Here is a 16,380-nt window from a genome sequence, read left to right on the forward strand (position 1 = left end):
ATCTCCGTGCCTGGGTAAGTCGATGGATGCCGCACCCCTACCGACGGCCGCGGCGCGACGTACGCCAGGTTAGGGCCGAGGAGCGAGACATGGGCATTGGTGGCAGCATCTTCTTGATCGCGTTAGGCGCGATCTTCGCGTTCGCAGTGGAGGCCGATCTGGGCTGGCTGGACCTGGCCGTGGTCGGCTGGGTGCTGATGCTCGCCGGCGTCGCCGGCCTGCTCGCCACCCTCTACTTCTGGAGCAGCCGCCGCCGCACGGTGGTCGCCGCGCCGGTACGCGAGGAGCGCGTGGTGGCCGACCGGGTCGTGCCGGTCCAGGACAACCAGGTCATGCAGGAGTACCGCGAGGTCCGTCGACCGGGCCGACCGGTCTGATCCTCGCTCACACACTCCGGGGTCCCGCAGCGTCGCGGGGCCCCGGCTCGCGTCTCAACCCGGCTCCGCGTCGCGACCTATCGGGCGTGTGCCCGGCGCCTGCGTGCCCGGCTCGTGCGTGCGTACGGCGCGGGTGTTTCCGGCTTGCGTGTGCGTTGAGGGATCCCCGCCACCCCGCCAAGATCCGCACACTTTCAGGGAAATTGCTGCCTGAGGGCGCGTTGAGGCAGCAGTTTCCCCGAAGTTGCGCCGATCTTGAGGCGCAGAGCCCATCCCGGGGAGCGGCGATCGGCCGAAGATCGTGCTCGATCCAGGAAACAGGGGTCTCGGGTGCGGGCGAGGCCACTACATCCATGATCGAGCACGATCATGGCGGCTGCCGCCGTGGCGTTCTCTCGCCGAGCGGCGTTGCCGGGACCAGGAGGCCGGCGTACGTTCGCGCCGGCTGCGTTGTTGGGTAGCTGCACGCGGACCGTTCCCTGGCCGGGCCTGTGCTCTGGCCGTCAGGGTCAGGCGAACAGCGCGAAGTAGATCGCGATGTGGTGACAGAGCGCCGCCAGCAGCGTGCAGGCGTGGAAGAACTCGTGGTGGCCGAAGACGGTCGGCCACGGATTGGGCCGACGCAGCGCGTAGAAGACCGCGCCGACGCTGTAGATCGCGCCACCGATGATCAGTAGAACCAGCGCCGCGACGCCGCCCCCGTGCAGGATTTCCGGCAGCATGGCCACCGCCACCCAGCCCAGCGCCAGGTAGAGCGGCGCGGACACCCAGCGCGGCGCGTGCGGCCAGACCACCTTGACCGCCACGCCGGCCAGCGCGCCACCCCAGACCAGGGCCAGCATCACGGTGGCCGGCCGGGGCGCGAGCAGCATCGCGCAGAGCGGTGTGTACGTGCCGGCGATGAACACGAAGATCATCGAGTGGTCCATCCGGCGCATCACCTGGTAGCCGCGCTCTGACCACACACGACGGTGGTACAGCGCGCTCGTGCCGAAGAGCCCACAGACCGTCAGGCTGTAGATGAGGCAGCTCACCAGGGGTGCCCACCCCGGCCGGGTGGCGGCGATCGAGCAGAGCACGATGCCGCAGACCAGGGCGACGAAGAAGGCGTACGTGTGTAGCCAGCCGCGCATCCGGGGCTTACCGATGTCGACCGGCTTCAGGCGAAGCGGGGCGGAGGTGGTCACCCAGTCAGGTTACGGCACCGTAGGTTACTTGTAAGTAGTGGCGTTGGTGACACCCGGCACCGTCATCGTGAACACCGGATCGCCACGACATCGGCGACGATGAGCGGATGCGGATCCGACCCGTCGGGGCGCACGCCCTGCTCCTCGACTGCACCGCCCCCGCCGACATCCCCGAGGCCGCGCTAGTCGAAGCGTGGCGGGCCGAACTGTGGCGGCGTCGGGAGCGGGGCGACCTGATCGCCGTCGAGATCGTGCCGGCGGCCCGGACCGTGCTGCTCGACGGCCTGCCCGACCCGACCACCACGGCCGAGCAGCTGACCCGATGGGCGTCCGCCGTCGCCGCCGCGACCACCCGCCCCGACCAGGCCGAAGCCAACGCCGAAGCCGGTGACGCGGTGGAGGTACCGGTCGTCTTCGACGGGCCGGACCTGCCGGTGGTGGCGGAGCACTGGGGCGTGGACGTGTCGACGGTGCGGAACCGGTTGACCAGCACCCGGTTCCGGGTCGCGTTCTGCGGCTTCGCCCCCGGCTTCCCCTACCTGACCGGGTTGCCCGCCGAGTTGGCGCTGCCCCGGCTGGCCACGCCCCGTCCCCGGGTGCCGGCGGGTTCGGTCGCGCTGGCCGGCCCGTACGCCGGCATCTATCCGGGTGCGTCCCCGGGCGGCTGGCAACTGGTCGGTCGGACCGACCTGGTCCTGTTCGACGTGGCCGCCGACCCGCCGGCCCGGCTCGGTCCGGGCACCACGGTCCGGATGGTGGCGGCGTGACCAACCCGGCCGCCATCGAGGTGCTCCGTGCCGGCGCGCTCACCACCGTGCAGGATCTGGGCCGGCCCGGCTGGGCGCACCTCGGCGTACCCCGGTCCGGGGCTCTCGACCCGGCCGCCCTGCGGCTGGCGAACCGGCTGGTCGGCAATCCGGAGCACGCGGCCGGCCTGGAGATCACCCTGACCGGCTGCACCCTGCGGCTGACCCGGGCCGCCACGGTGGCGGTCACCGGCGCCGAGGTCCCGGTCCAGGCGGGCGTTCGGCCCGGCGACACCGGACGACCGCTCAGCGTGCCGGCCGGGACGGTGCTGCGGATCGGTCCCGCCCGACGGGGCGTACGGAGTTGGCTGGCGGTGGCGGGCGGCGTCGACGTGTCACCGGTGCTCGGCAGCCGGGCCACCGACACCCTCTCCGGGCTCGGCCCGCCTCCGCTGCGCGACGGTGACCGGCTGCCTCTCGGCGAGCCGGTCGGCACCCCCGCACCGGTGGACCTGACCGTGTGCCCCACGCCGCCCGAAGAGCTGCACCTGATGCTGGGCCCCGGCCCTCGCGAGGACTGGTTCACGCCCACCGCGTTCCACAGGCTCTTCGGCAGCGCGTACACCGTCAGCCCGGTGAGCAACCGGGTCGGCGCGCGGCTCGCCGGCGCGGCGCTGCCCCGCGCGGTGGCCGGCGAACTCCCCAGCGAGGGCATCGTGCTCGGCGCTGTGCAGGTGCCGGCGGACGGACAACCCCTGATCTTCCTCGCGGACCATCCGACCACCGGTGGATACCCAGTCATCGGGGTGGTCACCGACGTGACCGCGCTCGCGCAGGCCCGGCCAGGGACTACCGTCAGATTCCATGGACCTCAACGCTGACCTGGGCGAGGGATTCGGCATCTGGCGGCTCGGCGACGACGAGGCGCTGCTGAGCCTCGTCACCTCCGCCAACGTGGCCTGCGGCTTCCACGGTGGCGACCCGTCCACGATGCGGCGGGTCTGCGAGGGCGCCGCGCGACGCGGGGTCGCGGTGGGCGCGCAGGTCGGCTACCGGGACCTGGCCGGCTTCGGCCGGCGGCACATCGCGTACGACTTCGCCGAGCTACGCGACGAGGTGACCTACCAGTTGGGGGCGCTTGACGCGTTCTGCCGGCTGTTCCGCACCCGGGTCCGCTACCTCAAGCCACACGGCGCGCTCTACCACGCGGCCAGCACCGACGAGTCCCAGGCAGCGGCGGTCGTCGCCGCCGTCAGCGGTTACGACCCCGAGCTGCCGGTGCTCTGTCTGCCCGGCTCGACGCTCGCCCAACTCGCCGTCGGCGCGGGCCTGCCGGTGGTCGCCGAGGCCTTCGCCGACCGCGCCTACCTGCCCAACGGGGCGCTGGTGCCGCGCGGCACCCCCGGCGCGGTGATCACCGACCCCGAACAGATCGCCGAACGGGCGGCGCGGATGGCCACCGAACGCAGCGTGGTGGCGGTCGACGGCACCGTCATCCCCTGCTCGGTCGACTCGATCTGCGTGCACGGCGACACCCCGGGCGCGGTCTCCGCCGCCGAACTCGTCCGCGCCACCCTGATCGACGCCGACATCACACTGGCCCCGTTCGCCTGATCGGAGGGGCCCGACGGGCCCCTCCGGTCACGTCAGGCGTCCAGGCCGCGAAGCACAAGCGGCAGCCGGGTCACGGCACCGTCGACCACCCGGACCGGTACGCCCCAGTCCTGCCGGGTCAGGTGACACGCCGCGTGCTCGACGTCCGCGTCACAGGTCGCCGCCTGGGCGGTCACCTGAAGCACCCCCGCGGTGACCTCGCCGTTGAGCACCAGCCGGCGGGACAGCTCGGTGCCGGTGCCGGCACCGTCCACCAGCAGCTCCGGTGGGGACGCGGAGACCACCAACCGGGTCGACGGTCCGTACGTCTCGTCCAGCTTCTGCCCCGGCGCCGGGGTGAAGACGATGTCCAGGGTGACCTCGCCGGCCGCGACGTCGGTCGGCTTGCGCTCGGTGCGGTGCCGGGGGCCGTCCACCGTGCTGGCCCCCGCCGCCGACAGGGCACCCGGGGCGAGCCGGGTCAACCGGTGCGCGGCGGACTCCACCACCAGCACCTCACCGGACGGGGTGAGCACCAAGTCGCTCGGCTCCGCCAACCCGTCGGCGACCGTGGAGACCTGATTACTGGCCGGGTCGAAGCGGCGCACCGCGCCGTTGTACGTGTCCGCGATCAGCACCGAGCCGTCCGGCAGCGCGCACACGCCCAGCGGGTGCTGGAGCAGCGCCGATTCGGCCGGACCGTCCACGTGCCCGAAGTCGAACAGGCCCTGCCCGACGGCCGTGCCCAGCACACCGTTCTCGACGTACCGGACGGAGCTGGTCTCGCTGTCGGCCACCCAGAGCCGGGTGCCGTCGGCGGAGGCGGAGAGCCCCGACGGCTGGGCCATCCACGCCTCGGCCAGCGGCCCGTCGCGCAGCGCCTCCACGGTCGTACCGGCGTACATGCCGGCGGTCCGCTTGATCGGGTCGAACCACCAGAGCTGGTGGATGCCGGCCATCGCGATGATCAGCTTGTCGTCGTACCAGGCCAGGTCCCACGGGGAGGAGAGGTCCACGGCGAACGCGTCGTGGGCGTGGTCGTCGACCTCGGCGCGCCACTGCCGCCCGCTGCCGGCCACTGTGACCACCTCGCCGGACTCCAGCCGTACGCCGCGCAGCAGGTGGTTGACCGTGTCGGCCACCACCAGGTCGTAGCCGGCCACCTCCGCGACATGCGTGGGCAGCAGACACACCCCCTGCGGCTCGGAGAACGTCGCCGCGCTGGCCGGCCCGTCCGCCCGGCCCCGCTCACCCGAGCCGATCCGACGCACCGGCGTCTCGCCGTCCGGGTCGACCTCGACCAGGGAGTGCCGGGCCGAGTCCGAGACCAGCAGGTTGCCGTTCGGCAGCACCACCGCCTTACCCGGGAAGCGCAGCGCGGTCTCCGGTGCCGGCGGCGGGACGTACGGGCCGTCGCCCCGGTGCAGGGTGCCCTTGGCCTCGTGGGTGGCGATCAGCTCGTCGATCAGTCGGGCCAGCCCCTCGGCGTGCCCCTCGCCGGCCATGGTGGCCACCACGTAACCCTCGGGGTCGATCACCGACAGGGTCGGCCAGGCCCGGGCCGCGTACTGCTGCCACATGTCCATCTCAGGATCGTCGAGTACGGGGTGGTGCACCCCGTACCGCTCCACGGCGGCGGCCAGCGCGTCGGCGTCCTTCTCGTGCTCGAACTTCGGCGAGTGCACGCCGATCACGACGAGGACGTCGCCGTACTTCTCCTCCAGCGGGCGCAGCTCATCGAGCACGTGCAGGCAGTTGATACAGCAGAACGTCCAGAAATCGGCAATAACGATCTTGCCGCGAAGGTCGGCGAGCTTGAGGTCGCGTCCACCGGTGTTCAGCCAGCCCCGACCGCGCAGTTCGGGAGCCCGTACTCGTGCGCTCATGTACCCATCGTGCCCGACCATCGGCCCACACCCGGCCGGAGGGGGCGAGATTCGGCTGTTGCCGACACCACCTGTGGGTACGACGACGGCGGGGCCACGGTTGCCCGTGACCCCGCCGTCGATGAAGCTACTTCCCGGCCGGCTTCAGGCAGAGCACCCGGTTGGTGCCCTCACCCGGCAGCACCACGTGGGGCTGCGTCGTGTCGGTGCACTTCTCCTTGGCGTCCACCTTCGAGACGATCGTGAACGCGCCCGCCTCGCCGCAGTCCGCGGCAGTGGCGCCGCCCTGCCCGGACTGCTTCACACAGGTGCCGACCGCAGGGTCGAAGGCCGGCGTGTCGTCGTTGCCGACCTTGCCGAGCAGTAGCAGCAGGCCGAGTGGCACCGCCAGGATGAGCACCGCGGCGATCAGCACCGCGGCCAGCACCCGGCCGTTGCGTACCTTCGGCGTCGGTGGCTCCGCCTTCGGCGCGTCGGCGTCCGGCTTGAACGCGTCGAACCGGCCCTGGTCGGCCTGACCGGCCTCCTGGCCCCAGGACGACGGCGCGGGCTGCGGCGGTGGCGGGAACGACGGCGGGAAGCCGCCGCCCGGCACCGGGTCGCTCGTCGGCCCGCCGAAGTTCGGCCCGCCGGAGCCCGGGCCACCGAAGTTCGGCGCGCCGAAGGTCGACGTCCCGTTCACGGTGGCGGCACCGGCGGCAGGCGACCCGGGGGCGCCGAACTGGTCCGCCGGTTGCTCGGCACCGGCGTGCGGCCGAACGCCGTTCACCGGCCTGTTGTTGCCCGGGGTGTCGACGAAGGACGGCACACCGGGCGGGAACGCCGGCGGCGCCGACGGGGCCTCGTTGAACGCGTTCGGCGCGGGCTGCCGATCGTCGAAGCGCGGATCGGCCGGGGACTCGCCGCCCCAGCCGGGCCCAGGCTGCCGCTGCGCGTCGTTCTGCCAGTCGGGTGCGACCTGCCGTTGCCCCTCGTTCTGCCAGTCGGGTGAGACCTGCCGCTGCGCCTCGATCTGCCAGTCGGGCATCGCGGCCTGCCGCGGCGCGTCGTTCTGCCACTCCGGAGCACCCTGGCGGTCGGCGCCCGGGTCGCCCTGGAACGCCTCCGGCTCCGGCTCGGCCTCCGGCTCCGGTCGAGCCGGACGCCCGTACACCCGGGGTTGCGGTGTGGCCGTGCCGGTCGGTCGGACGGCCTGGTCGGTCGGGGGCATCACCCGGCTGGCCAGCGGCACCGAAGCGCTCGCCGTGGCCCGGGCCGCCGCACCGGCTGCGGACTCGGCGTCCGACACCGGTACGACCGCACGGCCCGCTCCGGACTCCGGAGAGGTACGCGGGGCGGGCACCATCGCGCCGCTCGCGGAGACGTCCTCGGCGCGGGAACCGTACTGCGCGGCGGCGTCCGGGGTCTCCCGCTCGGCGTAGGCGGGCTGCTCGGGGATCGGCGCGAACTGGGCCTGGGGCGCGTAGTCGGCCGGTGGTGCGGCGGCCAGGCTGGCGCCCGGGACGCGCTGCTCCTGCGGGGGCAGCGGCACCGCGTTCGCCGGCGAGATGCCCGGCGCGGGCCCGGGCTGGTAGGCAGGTGCCTCGTCGCCCCGGTCCGCCTCCCAGCCCCCACGGGACTGGGCTGAAGCTTCGGCCTCCGCGCGACCCCACACCTCACCGGGTGCCCACGGCTCAGCCGCCGGTACGCCGGAGTTGCCAGCCGCGGCATTGTCCGGGCTGGCGGCCCAGTTGGGGGCGCCGTCGCTGGTGGGCACGCTGGCGCTGGCCCGGGCGGGGAGGTTGCTCGGCTCAGCCGGGGTCCACCCCGCCTGCTCCGGCCGCTCGGTCGGCTGCTCCGGTTGGGAGAGCACCCAGTCGGGCTGCTGCGGACGGCCCTCGGCACCGCCCCAGGCGGCCGGCTGCGCGGGCTGGTCCTGCCGCGCGTCGTTGCCGTCGTTCCAGGCTGCGGGCTGCGCCTGCTGCTGCTGCGCGGCCCATCCGCCGGAGTTGGCCGGGTCGTCCTGGGCGGGCCAGTTCGTCGTCGGGGCCGGGACCTGGGCAGCGCCACGAGCCGCGTTCGGCTGGGCGGCCTGACCCCAGCCCGGGGCGGGCTGCTCGGTCGCCTCGGCGGGCTGACCCCAGGCCGGCGGCGACTGCTCAGCCGGAGTCCACACCGGCTGGTCGTCCCGGGCGCCGCCGGCGGGCCAGCCGCCGTTGCCGGCGGCCTGGTCCTGCTGAGCGCCGCCGGACCAGCCGGCGGCCTGCGCTGAGTCGGATTGCGGAGACTCGGCCTCGCGCCAGTCGGCGGCGGGTGGGTTGGCCTGCGCCGCGCCACCCCAGCCGCCGGCGCTGGCCTGGTCCTCCTGGGCGGGCCAGGCGGCGGTGGCCGGGGAACCTGCGCGGCGCCCCGCGCGGCCGGCTGGGCCTGCACCCAGTCCGGCTGCTCGGCGGGGGCGTTCGGGGTCCAGGTCGGCGCGGGTGCGTTCTGCTCGGCGGGCGTCCAGCTCTGCTGCTGCGCGGCCCAGGGGTCGGGCTGCGCCGGAGCCGGTGTGCCGTCGTTGCCGGCCCACGCGCCGGGCTGCTGCTGTGGCGGCTCGCTCGCGCCACCGCCTGCGGCCCAGGCGGGCTGTGCCGGGTCGTTGGGCTGCGGAGCAGCGGCGGCACCCCAGGCGGGGGCCGGCGGCTGCTCGGACTGGGTTGCCCATGCCGGCGCCGACGGGTTGGCCCGCGTCGGTGGCGGGGGTGCCCAGCCCAGGTCGGGGCCGGCGGCGTTCTGGCCGTTGTCCGGCTGCGCCGGGCGGTCGCCGTACGGCGCCGGTCCGCCGGCGCCCGGTGACACCTCGTCCGGCTCTTGGCCGGGGCGGTGCGGGCCCTCGGACGTCATGGGTGCGCCTCCTCCATCACATGTCGGCTCGCCGGTGCCGATCGGTCTCCTCGGCGTGGCTGCCGGCGTCACCGGCGTACCGCTGTGCCGGCTCCCCGCACGGTATCGGGTGGTGGCACGACACGTCCAAGGAGCACTGGTCGTCACTCACCGTGGCCGGTTGGTGTCGAGCAGCTTCTGTCGGCTCGGCCTCTGCCGGGTCGGCGGGCGGCGACCGAAGCCCACCGTACCGGGCGCTGCGGCAGGGCGGAATCCCGGTGGTGGGTGGCTGGGAAACGCCGATGGCCCACCCGGTGGGCCGGGTGGGCCATCGATCTGGAGGAGGTGAGGAATGTCGTGGAGCGTCAGCTCATGTGACGCTGGGCGATGACGAGGATCTCCTCGCGAACCGCCGGCGAGTTCGCCGAGCGCAGCGCGTGCTCGATGGCACGGGCGCGGCGGGTGGCGTCGCGGTGGTTGCGGATTCGCTCGATCATGCTCATTGGTGGTCCCCCTAGCTATTCGGTTGTCAGCCCCTGATGCCTCTATTCAACAGCAGAAGCCGGCGAACTTCCATCGATTATTAGGTGAGCTGAGACACCTGCCTAACAATCAAAGGTCAACAGGCCATCCGGCCGACGGTTCCGTCGCCCAACGGACACGGCCGGTGTGCCGGGCGTTAACCCGTGGCACACCGGCCGTGGCTGGCGTTCCGAACGATCAGGTCCAGGCGAGCAGAGCCGCCTCCGGATCCGTGAGGAAGTCGCCGATGTCCCGCAGGAACTTCGAGCCCAGCTCACCGTCGATGATCCGGTGATCGAAGCTCAGCCCCAGCGTGGTGACCTGGCGAACCTTGACCTTGCCCTTGTGCACCCAGGGCATCTCCCGCACCGCGCCGAAGGCCAGGATCGCCGACTCACCCGGCGGCAGGATCGGCGTACCGGTGTCCACCCCGAACACGCCGACGTTGGTGATGGTCAGGGTGCCGCCAGACATGGCCGCCGGCGAGGTACGGCCGGACTTCGCCGTCTGCACCAGGTCGGTCAACGCGTCGGCCAGCTCCCGCAGCGAGAGTCGGCCGGCGTCCTTGACGTTCGGCACGATCAGACCGCGCTCGGTGGCGGCCGCGATGCCGAGGTTGACGTACTCCTTGACCACGATCTCGTCGCCCGCCCAGGTCGAGTTGACCATCGGGTGCCGTTGCACCGCCAGCAGCACCGCCTTCGCCACCAGCAGCAGCGGCGAGACCCGTACGTCGCGCCACTCCCGCCGGCCGCGCAGCCGGTTTAGGGCCTTCATCGCCCGGGTCACGTCGACGGTCAGGAACTCCGTCACGTGCGGGGCGGTGAACGCCGAGCGGGACATGTTCTCGGCGGTGAGCTTGCGGACGCCCTTGACCGGGATGCGCTGCTCCCGGTCCGCCCCGAAGCTGGGCGCGGTCGTCGCCGCGATCGGCTCGGCAACCACCACTGCCGCACCGCTCGCCGCCTGCTGCACGTCCTCCCGGGTGATCGAGCCAAGCGGCCCCGACCCGGTCACCGTGCCGAGGTCGACCCCGAGATCCTTGGCGAGCTTGCGCACCGGCGGCTTGGCCAGCACGCCGCCGGTCGCCGTCGCGGCCCGCCCGTTCCGGGCCGGAGCCACGACCGGCGTGACCACCGGCGGAGCAGCCGGCGCAGCGGGTGCGGGAGCCGTCGCGGCCTGCGCGGGGACCGCGCCCTTGCGGGGCGGCGCTTCGCGGCGGTCGTACGCGGGCCGTAGCCGACAAGCACCGCGGTCCGCCCACCAGGGGCCGCACCGCCGATCAGACCAGGCTCGATCATGCCCTCGGCCGGTGCCACCTCCACCGCCGCCAGCGAGGCCGCCGACGGGGTGGGCAGGTCAGCGCTGGCCGTGGCCGTTGTCGACGGCGCGTCCAGCGGACCGGCCCCGGGGTCGGTGTCGATCGCGATGATCGGCGCACCGACCTCGACAGTGGTGCCCTCCGGGTGGTGGATCGCCTGCACCTGACCGGCCCACTTCGCCGGGATCTCCACGGCCGCCTTCGCCGTCTCCACCTCGACGATCGGCTGGTTCAGCTCGATAGTGTCGCCGACCTTGACCAGCCAGGCCAGGATCTCGCCCTCGGTCAGCCCCTCGCCCAGGTCGGGCAGGTTGAACGTCTTGATCCGGGACATGTCGCTCACCAGCCGAAGGTGCGGTCGACGGCGTCGAGCACCCGGTCGAGGTCGGGCAGGTACTCCTCCTCCACCCGGGCGGCCGGGTAGGGGGTGTCGTAGCCGGTCACCCGCAGCACCGGCGACTCCAGGGAGTAGAAGCACTCCTCGGTGATCCGGGCGGCCAACTCGGCGCCGAGGCCGATGTTCGACGGCGCCTCGTGCACCACCACCGCACGGCCGGTGCGCTTCACCGACTCGTACGCCGCGCGCAGGTCCAGCGGCGAGAGCGAGCGCAGGTCGATGACCTCCAGCTCCCGGCCGTCCTCGGCGGCGGCGGTCGCCGCCTCCAGGCAGGTCCGCACCATCGGGCCGTAGGCCAGCACGGTGGCGTCCGTGCCGGGCCGCACGACCCGGGCCGAGTGCAGGGGGTACGCGTCGGACAGCGGCGCGTCCAGGTCGACCTGGCCCTTCTCCCAGTAGCGCCGCTTGGGCTCCAGGAAGACGATCGGGTCGTCCGAGGCGATGGCCTGCTGGATCATCACGTACGCGTCCTGCGGGTTGGAGCAGGTCACCACCTTCAGACCGGCGGTGTGCGCGAAGTACGCCTCCGGCGACTCGGAGTGGTGCTCGACGGCGCCGATGCCGCCGCCGAACGGGATCCGGATCACCATGGGGATGCTGAGGCGGCCACCCGAGCGGTAGTGCATCTTCGCCACCTGCGACACGATCTGGTCGTACGCGGGGTAGACGAAGCCGTCGAACTGGATCTCGCAGACCGGCCGGTAGCCGCGGATGGCCAGACCGACAGCGGTGCCGATGATGCCGGACTCGGCCAGTGGGGTGTCGATGACCCGCTGGTCGCCGAAGTCCTTCTGGAGCCCGTCGGTGATCCGGAAGACGCCGCCGAGCTTGCCGACGTCCTCGCCCATGATGACGACCTTGGGGTCGTTCTCCAGAGCGCGGCGCAGGCCGGTGTTGAGGGCCTTGCCGAGGGTGAGCGTCTCCGTGGCCATCAGTGGGCGCTCCCCTCGAACGACTCCATGTAGCGGCTGAACTGCGCGCGCTGCTCGTCGAGCAGCGGCGACCCGTTGGGGTAGACGTTGTCGAACATCGTCACCGGCTCCGGGTTCGGCATCTCGAGCACCCGCTCGCGCAGGTGCACCGACTCGCGCCGGGCCTGCTCGTCGACCTCGGCGAAGAAGCCGGCGTCGGCGATCTGCTGCTTCTCCAGGAAGGCCTTGACCCGGGCGATCGGGTCCTTGGCCTGCCACGCCTCGACCTCGCTGGCGATCCGGTAGCGGGTCGGGTCGTCGGAGGTGGTGTGCGCGCCCATCCGGTAGGTGTACGCCTCGATCAGGCTCGGGCCCTGCCCGAGGCGGGCGTTGTCCAGCGCCGTGCGGGTGACCGCGTAGGTGGCGAGCACGTCGTTGCCGTCCACCCGTACGCCGGGGAAGCCGAAGCCGGCAGCCCGCTGGTAGAGCGGGACGCGGGTCTGCCGCTCCAGCGGCTCGGAGATCGCGTACTGGTTGTTCTGGCAGAAGAAGACGAGCGGCGCGTTGAACACGCTGGCCCAGACGAACGCCTCGTTCACGTCGCCCTGGCTGGTGGCGCCGTCGCCGAAGTAGGCGATCGCCGCCTCGCCGTCGTCGGTGCCGGTCTTGCCGTCGATGGTGATCCCCATCGCGTAGCCGGTCGCGTGCAGGGTCTGCGCGCCGATGACGATCGTGTACATGTTGAACTTGAACTCGTTCGGGTCCCAGCCGCCCTGGTCGACGCCGCGGAACAGACCGAGCGGCATGATCGGGTCGATGCCCCGGCAGTAGAGGACGCCGTGCTCCCGGTAGGTCGGGAAGGCCATGTCCTGGGTACGCAGCGCCCGTCCGGAGCCGACCTGGGCGGCCTCCTGGCCGAGCAGGCTGGCCCAGAGGCCGAGCTCGCCCTGGCGCTGCAGAGCGGTCGCCTCGGCGTCCAGCTTCCGAACCAGCACCAGGTCGCGGTAGAGACCGCGGTACTCCTCGTCGGTGAAGTCGACGCGGTACTCGGTGCCGTCCGGCCCGGTGGCGCTGTCGATCCGTTCGCCTTCGGGGGTGAGCAGCTGCACCAGCGCGGGGTCGCCGGCCGCGCCCTTCTTGGAGCGGGGTGCAGCCCGCCTGCTGCGGGTGGTGCCCCCGGGGTCGCCCTTTGCCATCGGTCTCTCCCTGTCGTGTCTGCGTCGGCACCGGGGGGTCACCCGGCCGCGCAACTCGTGCGCCTGCCCGGCTGCTGCCGGACCGGTTCCTGGCGGCCGCGCCTAGCCCCGGTGGGGGTTGCCGCACGGCGTGAACCGGGTTCTGGCCGAACCCGGATCGGGAGCGCCGGCGTTCAACCGCGCCTGCCGCGAGGGTGCGCGGAGGTCACGGCTGCGTTGCCGTCGTGCTCCATATTCGCAGAGCAGGTGAGCGCGCCCACAGTACGCCTGCCATCGCAATCCGACCGCCCACGCTTTGACGCCGTTTGTCGCCATCATGCCGGCCCGCGTTCACCATGCGTTGCGGCACGATTCGTCACCGTTCGGCCAGCACCGCGTGTCGACACGCGGTGGAGGTTGGCTGACGCAGGGTGACTGCGCGAGGCTGATTCCCGCAGGATCGCGCCTATCGGGTTATTTGTCGGGCTTCTGCCCCCGGCGGCGTCCATCCATGTCCTCCGACGGCCGACGACAAGGGGTGTGCGGTGTACGAGCCAGGTGACGGTCCCGGCACACCAGCGCTTGGTCGGCACCGGTCGGCGAGCTATCGCCGGGTGGTCGGCGTTCACCGTGCCCCCGGCGCCGGTGGCCCTTCCCGCGGTTACCTGCTCACCGTCGCGCTGCTCGCCGGCACCGCGTCGATGCCCATCCTCGCCGCGATCAGCGCCGGCTCGGCCACCCCGGGCAGCACCGCGCTGCCGGACAGCAGCACCCCGTTCATGCCGACCCCGTCCGTCGGGCCGGTGGTGATCCCGATGCCGATGACCAGCCAACCACCGCTTCCCCCGCCCGGCACTCCCAGCGTCGGCCCGACCAGCGGCTGGCTGCCCGCCGCCGCCCCGCGCCGTCCATCGCAGGGCCCAGCCGCTGCCGAACCCGGGCCGGCTCGACGGACGACCGCTCCGCCGGTGGCGCCGGAACCCACGCGCGGCACCTCGCCGCCCGTACCCCCGACCGTCGCCCCACCGCCGCCGACCGATCCGGACCCGACCGACCCACCGGACCCGACCGACCCACCGGACCCGACCGACCCACCGGACCCGACCGACTCACCCGACCCGGACCCGACCGACCCGGATCCGACCGGCTCGGCCGACCCCGATCCGACCCCGTCGGCGGACCCGACACCCACGCTCGACCCGACGCTGGAGCCGACACCCACGCCGACCGACGACGCGACCGCGACCGCCGTGCCGACCAGCACCCGGTCCGTGCCGGCCCCCACGCCCACGCCGTCCCCGGTACCGACCCGCCGGCCCGGCCCGGCGATCCCGCCCCGTCGGCCGTCGCCCCGACGCCGAGCGTCAGCCCGGCGCCGCTGGCCGGACCGACGCACCCGGCGGTGTCCCCGGCGGTACGGTGACGATCAGGCACGGCCCGTCCGGTGCCGGCGGTGTTCGGCGGTAGGCGTGTACCGGAGGGGGTGGCGTGGGCGGCGGTGCGGAACTCCGCCCGGTCACCACCCGGCCCGGCCCGGGGTTGCGGATCGCCCGGCTGGTCACCGAGGTGACCGCACCGGCGGTGCTCGTGTCGCTGCTGATCCTCACGGTGAGCTGGCACAGCGCGCGCCGCCCCGGTGAGGGCCTCGTCTGGGGTCTGCTCGCCACCCTCTTCGTCACAGGCATCCCGTTCGCCTACATCGTCGGCGGGGTACGCCGTGGCCGGTTCACCGACCACCACATCGGCCGCCGGGAGCAGCGCCGGGCACCGCTGCTGGTCGGCCTCGGTTCGGTCGCGACGGGTCTCGCCCTGCTCGCCGTGTTCGACGCGCCCCGCCCGGTGCTGGCGCTGGCGGTGGCCGGGCTGGTCGGCCTCGTCGTCTCCGTGTCGGTCAGCCACTGGTGGAAGATGTCGATCCACTCGGCGGTGGCCGCCGGCACGCTCGTCATCCTGATGCTGACCTTCGGAACGCGGCTGGTCGTCGCCGCACCGCTGCTGGCGGTGGTCGGCTGGTCCCGGGTACGGCTGAAGGACCACACGGTGGCGCAGGTGCTGGCCGGAGGTGCGCTCGGCGCCCTGATCGCCGCGGTGGTCTTCGGCCCGCTGCGCTAGCCCGGCCCAGGGCGGGCGATGCCGGCCGGTCCGAGAGCGGGCGGCGCTGGGCCGCCCACCCCGGACGACGTCAGGCGCCGTCGTCGGCGAGCCGGTGCCGGTTCGCCTCGATCCACGCGTCCAGTGCGGCCGGGTCGTCCGGGTCCACCCCGTCGGCCATCAGCTGCGCCACGGCGGCGGTGGCCGCGCTGCGCCGCTCACCTGTCGAGTAGAGGCGGGCGAACTCCGGCACCATCTCCTCGATCGCCTCGTCGGTGCGCGTCGTCGCCGCCTCGGGCAGCCCGCGCTGGCGCGACGCGTACCGCGCCCAGGCCCGCAGCACCCGGGGCAGCATCGCCGCGTCGTCCATGTCCAGCACGGCCCGGCGGTGCACCCAGTCGAGCAGGAAGAGCCCGGACACCGCAGGGCTCCAGCGCATCGGGTCGGCGTCCGGGAAGCTCGCCGAGTGGTCCAGTAGCAGGCTCAGGCAGAAGTGCAGGGAGGCCAGCTCGGGGCCGTCGACGGCGTCCAGCCCGAAGCGGACGGCCTCCGGCGCGGCGAGGAACCGTCGGACCAGGTCGGTGCGCTCGGCCGCGGAGAGCGGCTCGACCTCCGCCGGGCCGGTCGGGCCGGCTGCGGTGGGCAGCATCGCCAGCCGGGCCCCGACCAGCGCCCGGTCGGTCGCGAGCGACCCCTCGCCGGGCAACTCGCCCAGGTCGTCGGTGACCGCCAGATGGCGAGCCACCTCGCCCCGGAGGCGGGCTGGATCCTCGGTACGGAACCAGGTCAACTCGTCGTCGGCGCACATCTGCCGGACCTGGTCCAGGATCCGTTCGGCAGGCCCGCCCACGAAGATGTCCTTGGTGATCCCGATGTTGTGGTCCACCAGGGCCACCAGCGCGTGCTCCGAGCCACCGGACTCGTCGTCGTAGGCGAAGGTCGCGAGGTAGGAGGTCTGATCGCCGTACACGTCACCGTACGACCAGGTGCCGGTGAGGTGCACCCGGCCGAGCTGGGCCGTCCAGGTGGGCGCCTGGCTGCCCGGACGCACCCGCTCGGTGCCCTCGGCGGTCGGGACGAGCGTGGCGAAGACCTGCCGGATGGTGGTCGCCGCCGCGATCCTGCGGCGGGCGGTGGCGGCGAGGAAGCCGGTGACGAACTCCCGTACGGCGGCGTCGCGGTCGGTCTCCGCGATCGCGTAGACACTGCCCAGCAGGGCGCTGCCGAGCATCTCGGCGTCGAGGGCGGACTCCAGCTTGGTCACGTCGCGTGCGGCGTGCAGCACCGCGTCGTAGGGGGTCTGAGGCGTGGCCATGCTCCGACCCTACGC

13 protein-coding genes and 1 pseudogene are annotated in these 16,380 nt (G+C 73.3%); 5 read left to right on the forward strand and 9 right to left on the reverse strand.

Annotated features, from left to right (window positions below; genetic code table 11):
- The first annotated feature begins 89 nt into the window (after window positions 1-89).
- A complete protein-coding gene (locus tag ACQP0U_RS00580; RefSeq protein WP_124821318.1) occupies window positions 90-377 on the forward strand; it encodes a DUF6458 family protein in 288 nt (95 codons plus the stop codon).
- Between the two features lie 509 nt (window positions 378-886).
- On the opposite strand, the gene trhA is transcribed toward ACQP0U_RS00580, so the two are convergent.
- Window positions 887-1,564 carry a PAQR family membrane homeostasis protein TrhA gene (gene trhA, locus ACQP0U_RS00585; RefSeq protein ID WP_433314829.1) on the reverse strand — a complete coding sequence of 226 codons (678 nt, stop codon included), beginning with the start codon at window positions 1,562-1,564 and terminating at the stop codon, window positions 887-889.
- Between the two features lie 107 nt (window positions 1,565-1,671).
- On the opposite strand from trhA, the gene ACQP0U_RS00590 reads away from it, so the two are divergent.
- The 3 genes from ACQP0U_RS00590 to ACQP0U_RS00600 are packed head-to-tail and all read left to right on the forward strand — an operon-like array spanning window position 1,672 to window position 3,924.
- Window positions 1,672-2,331 carry a 5-oxoprolinase subunit B family protein gene (locus ACQP0U_RS00590; protein WP_433314831.1) on the forward strand — a complete coding sequence of 220 codons (660 nt, stop codon included), beginning with the start codon at window positions 1,672-1,674 and terminating at the stop codon, window positions 2,329-2,331.
- Window positions 2,229-3,191: a biotin-dependent carboxyltransferase family protein gene (locus ACQP0U_RS00595; RefSeq protein WP_433320517.1), complete on the forward strand. Its 963-nt coding sequence runs from the start codon at window positions 2,229-2,231 to the stop codon at window positions 3,189-3,191. Before ACQP0U_RS00590 ends, ACQP0U_RS00595 begins: the two co-directional genes overlap by 103 nt.
- A complete protein-coding gene (locus tag ACQP0U_RS00600; RefSeq protein ID WP_238685227.1) occupies window positions 3,175-3,924 on the forward strand; it encodes a LamB/YcsF family protein in 750 nt (249 codons plus the stop codon). Before ACQP0U_RS00595 ends, ACQP0U_RS00600 begins: the two co-directional genes overlap by 17 nt.
- A gap of 32 nt (window positions 3,925-3,956) precedes the next feature.
- On the opposite strand, the gene ACQP0U_RS00605 is transcribed toward ACQP0U_RS00600, so the two are convergent.
- From ACQP0U_RS00605 to ACQP0U_RS00635, 7 genes and pseudogenes are all read right to left on the reverse strand, one after another.
- Window positions 3,957-5,789: an NHL domain-containing thioredoxin family protein gene (locus tag ACQP0U_RS00605; RefSeq protein ID WP_433314833.1), complete on the reverse strand. Its 1,833-nt coding sequence runs from the start codon at window positions 5,787-5,789 to the stop codon at window positions 3,957-3,959.
- A gap of 127 nt (window positions 5,790-5,916) precedes the next feature.
- Window positions 5,917-8,340 carry an LppU/SCO3897 family protein gene (locus ACQP0U_RS00610; protein WP_433314835.1) on the reverse strand — a complete coding sequence of 808 codons (2,424 nt, stop codon included), beginning with the start codon at window positions 8,338-8,340 and terminating at the stop codon, window positions 5,917-5,919.
- Between the two features lie 658 nt (window positions 8,341-8,998).
- Window positions 8,999-9,136, reverse strand: a complete 138-nt coding sequence (locus ACQP0U_RS00615) for a hypothetical protein (RefSeq protein WP_165435866.1) — start codon at window positions 9,134-9,136, stop codon at window positions 8,999-9,001.
- A 217-nt stretch (window positions 9,137-9,353) separates the two neighbouring features.
- A pseudogene (locus tag ACQP0U_RS00620) lies at window positions 9,354-10,810 on the reverse strand (dihydrolipoamide acetyltransferase family protein).
- A 5-nt stretch (window positions 10,811-10,815) separates the two neighbouring features.
- Complete coding sequence (locus ACQP0U_RS00625) at window positions 10,816-11,805, reverse strand: alpha-ketoacid dehydrogenase subunit beta (RefSeq protein ID WP_433314837.1); 990 nt, start codon at window positions 11,803-11,805, stop codon at window positions 10,816-10,818.
- On the reverse strand, window positions 11,805-12,980 hold the full coding sequence (gene pdhA / locus ACQP0U_RS00630) for a pyruvate dehydrogenase (acetyl-transferring) E1 component subunit alpha (protein ID WP_433314838.1): 1,176 nt from the start codon (window positions 12,978-12,980) through the stop codon (window positions 11,805-11,807). Before pdhA ends, ACQP0U_RS00625 begins: the two co-directional genes overlap by 1 nt.
- 640 nt (window positions 12,981-13,620) lie before the next feature.
- Window positions 13,621-13,944: a hypothetical protein gene (locus ACQP0U_RS00635; protein WP_433314839.1), complete on the reverse strand. Its 324-nt coding sequence runs from the start codon at window positions 13,942-13,944 to the stop codon at window positions 13,621-13,623.
- A 503-nt stretch (window positions 13,945-14,447) separates the two neighbouring features.
- Here ACQP0U_RS00635 and ACQP0U_RS00640 point away from each other — a divergent pair.
- Entirely contained in the window at window positions 14,448-15,071 is a 624-nt protein-coding gene (locus ACQP0U_RS00640; RefSeq protein WP_433314841.1) for a phosphatase PAP2 family protein, read from the forward strand.
- Window positions 15,072-15,141: 70 nt separating this feature from the next.
- Here ACQP0U_RS00640 and ACQP0U_RS00645 read toward each other — a convergent pair whose 3' ends face one another.
- Window positions 15,142-16,365: a hypothetical protein gene (locus ACQP0U_RS00645; protein WP_433314843.1), complete on the reverse strand. Its 1,224-nt coding sequence runs from the start codon at window positions 16,363-16,365 to the stop codon at window positions 15,142-15,144.
- Window positions 16,366-16,380: the final 15 nt, after the last annotated feature.

This window comes from Micromonospora sp. CA-269861, assembly GCF_050948505.1.
Taxonomy (GTDB): domain Bacteria; phylum Actinomycetota; class Actinomycetes; order Mycobacteriales; family Micromonosporaceae; genus Micromonospora.

Bases quoted from the DNA above. Each gene is read 5' to 3' on its own strand.
- ACQP0U_RS00580 (WP_124821318.1), top strand. From the start codon at position 90: ATGGGCATTGGTGGCAGCATCTTCTTGATCGCGTTAGGCGCGATCTTC.
- ACQP0U_RS00590 (WP_433314831.1), top strand. From the start codon at position 1,672: ATGCGGATCCGACCCGTCGGGGCGCACGCCCTGCTCCTCGACTGCACC.
- ACQP0U_RS00600 (WP_238685227.1), top strand. From the start codon at position 3,175: ATGGACCTCAACGCTGACCTGGGCGAGGGATTCGGCATCTGGCGGCTC.
- ACQP0U_RS00605 (WP_433314833.1), bottom strand. From the start codon at position 5,789: ATGAGCGCACGAGTACGGGCTCCCGAACTGCGCGGTCGGGGCTGGCTG.
- ACQP0U_RS00615 (WP_165435866.1), bottom strand. From the start codon at position 9,136: ATGAGCATGATCGAGCGAATCCGCAACCACCGCGACGCCACCCGCCGC.
- ACQP0U_RS00625 (WP_433314837.1), bottom strand. From the start codon at position 11,805: ATGGCCACGGAGACGCTCACCCTCGGCAAGGCCCTCAACACCGGCCTG.
- pdhA (WP_433314838.1), bottom strand. From the start codon at position 12,980: ATGGCAAAGGGCGACCCCGGGGGCACCACCCGCAGCAGGCGGGCTGCA.
- ACQP0U_RS00645 (WP_433314843.1), bottom strand. From the start codon at position 16,365: ATGGCCACGCCTCAGACCCCCTACGACGCGGTGCTGCACGCCGCACGC.